The sequence below is a fragment of the Sphingomonas sp. LaA6.9 genome (assembly GCF_022601895.1).
GTDB lineage: Bacteria > Pseudomonadota > Alphaproteobacteria > Sphingomonadales > Sphingomonadaceae > Sphingobium_A.
This window is the reverse complement of sequence record NZ_JAKVIO010000093.1, coordinates 1-2,614: the sequence shown is the minus strand read 5'-3', so window position 1 is coordinate 2,614 and position 2,614 is coordinate 1. Positions and strand designations below refer to the sequence as shown.

The 2,614-nt window shown below is 50.9% G+C and carries 1 protein-coding gene; it reads left to right on the top strand.

Annotation, left to right across the window (positions count from 1 at the left end; translation table 11 throughout):
* Positions 1–314: 314 nt before the first annotated feature.
* A partial coding sequence (locus tag MKI88_RS21330) for a hypothetical protein (RefSeq protein ID WP_241633560.1) occupies positions 315–2,614 on the top strand: 2,300 nt, incomplete at its 3' end.

Genomic DNA, 2,614 nt, shown 5'->3' with positions numbered 1-2,614 from the left:
CCATGATCCTCGTCGCCATGGGCGGTAATCTGCTACGCCGGAACGCCCATCCCTGATTTTCCAAACAGACTCTAAGCGCATATGCCTTTTTTGATTGGAGCGATTTAGACCTCCTGCCTTTTGATCAATCCCTGATCGTCCCGTTCATATTCGATGAAAGCCAACGCACCTCTGTTGAAGGAGCGATACCCGGTGACTCTGCACTGGAGCTTCAACCTCTGATCTCCGTAGGTGACGGGATTGTGGTATCTCTACCCAGCAACCTATCGACATGTGCACGAGCAATCTTGATAGACACCGCTGTCGAATATGGAATGCAAAACAATCTCCGGCGTCACCTTCTCGATGTCCAAACGGAACGGGTTCAGGAGAGTGGGATAGCGCGCTTCCGAAGCGTCCGTGTTCAAAAAGTTAAGGACCAACCTGTAAGGCAAACGGTCCATGAAGAGTCGGCGGGGCGCTATGTCCACATCCTTCAGATCGTGGACTCGTTTAGCGAGTGGCCCGAAAAAGCGTTCGGTTCTGTATTCGCTGATGACGAAGTAACAACCGCTCTCGTTACCGAGGGGGCTAAAGCAGCTCAAAAATTTGCATCAGCACGTGGAAATTTTCGGGAAGGCATCTCGGTAATTTTTCTTGGCGGATGGGGGCGCGGACGATCGTTGTCGATACCTGTCCTCAAGGATTGGGATTTCATATTTGTCGAACCCAATGACGCTGCGGCCATAGGAATCGCCGATGACGCAAAAATATCCGACCTTTGGAGACTGAGGAAACTCGAAAAGGAAATTGAAAAGCAGGGATTTGAAATTTTTGGAGCCAATGGCCTGCTCAATCTTTACGCGCTGTGGAAAGACACAAAGCACACTCTCATTCCTGAGCATCACATTGATGTTCAACCACCCGCACTGTTTAATTTTCCAACAGACCTTCTATTCAAAGTACGGAAAGAAGCTGCGCATCGGGATGACCGCCAATCGCTTCCTCATCCCGATGGTGTGTTTCGAACCGTCTCTAGACTGAACAGGCGAGATGCCTTCGAACGAAGCGAAGAAGTTTACGCTTCTCTGTCTGAAGTTCGCAGTGGTGTGCTTCTCGGCGCATGCCTCTATGCAGATCAGCCAGTTTGGCTCCACCTTCTGAACAGGTCTGAAGAAGAGCGTTCGTTTGATAATTACGAAACTTGGCAGGCTGCACTGAAATGGTTGTCCATCACCTTGCCTACATTGGTAGAACGCTTTGTCGTCTGTCTCGACAATCCAGTCTTAATAGACTTTGAAGTCCAATGGCCGGATCAATCTGGTCCACAAATCGCCACCGACGACCAAATCGACGCTTCCATCGTTGTCGAAATGGGAGACGATCTGCACAGAGCCAAAGTCACTTTGCTTCCTGACTGGCAGCGCGGTCTTCATAGAGCGAATAACTACGCGGAGGTATCGCTAGCTACTGCCTTGCTCACAATCGTTGTTAAGGCGGCGGGAATATCCTGCTCAGAGGATGAAATCCGCACTTTGATTTTAGCGGCTGTGGGGTCCGACGATATACGATGGCGGCATTCGTTCGTCGCGAACCGGCCAATCACCATGCTAAAGGGTCATGGTCTTTTGCCACAATTTCGCCCGCTATCTCATTCCGCCTTTGCGCTTATGAAGTGTGGCGCGACGTTTAGGGTTCGCAGTCGTTCGGCGGGTAGTAAGATCAACGGCGAAGAAGAATGCTTTCAATTTTTGATAGATCATAACAAAGATACTTTGAAACAATTGTGCGAAGCTATCTCAAAATTTGACCGCCAATCCCTTGTAACGCAGGCTTTGGCCATGATGCAAAGCGCCCAAGCTGAAGAGCGAACTTGGGCTATGTCGGCTCGCGCATTACGTGCTCTCCACAGCATCCACGGGGATCATGCCGCGAGTTTTGAATTTCGTAATCGGATAAATGGCATGCTGCGTGGCTGCTCCCTGATCACGGAAGTGGCAGCTTCCAACGCCGCGTTAGAAGGCGGATTGGCCGTTGGGGAAATGGACTTCGATGAACTTCTCGCTCTGGCCCTCTTGCATTTTCAAGGAGCGGAAATCGTACCACCACTCCGGGGCGGTTTCCTAAAGCCTAAAATTCGGATCAGCCCCACAGGCGACGTGCTTTTTGACCATAGTTTCGGCGAAGCAACGTTGGAGCAGGTAGCTCAAATCAAGCACGCGCAGGATCGGGAAAGCGAAAGCGACAGCTATCACTCTCACTACGCAGAACCCAACCCTGCTCCCTCTCAACCGGAAGGTTTTTTGGAGGCTATTGAGGCAGAGTTCAAACTGCCCGCAGAAGCCTTTTTTTCGTTGAGCGGAACGCTAGCTGAATTGGCGATCGAACGGAAAACCAGCACATGGGTCGTCCGACTATCTAACCTTGCCGAAGAGTTGGCTAAGCAAGAAGGCTTTCAGGGATACGATCTAATTCCCGCTCTGCGGCGACTGCTATTACCTTCTCGATCAGGATGGCTTGCTATTCCAGCCGACAAGAAAGAGCGAGACTATGATCTGAGAGGCTGTTTGGAAAATCAGTACTTGGCCTTGCCAACCGGATGGCGGCATGATTCAGGCTCTGGATGTGGACGCAG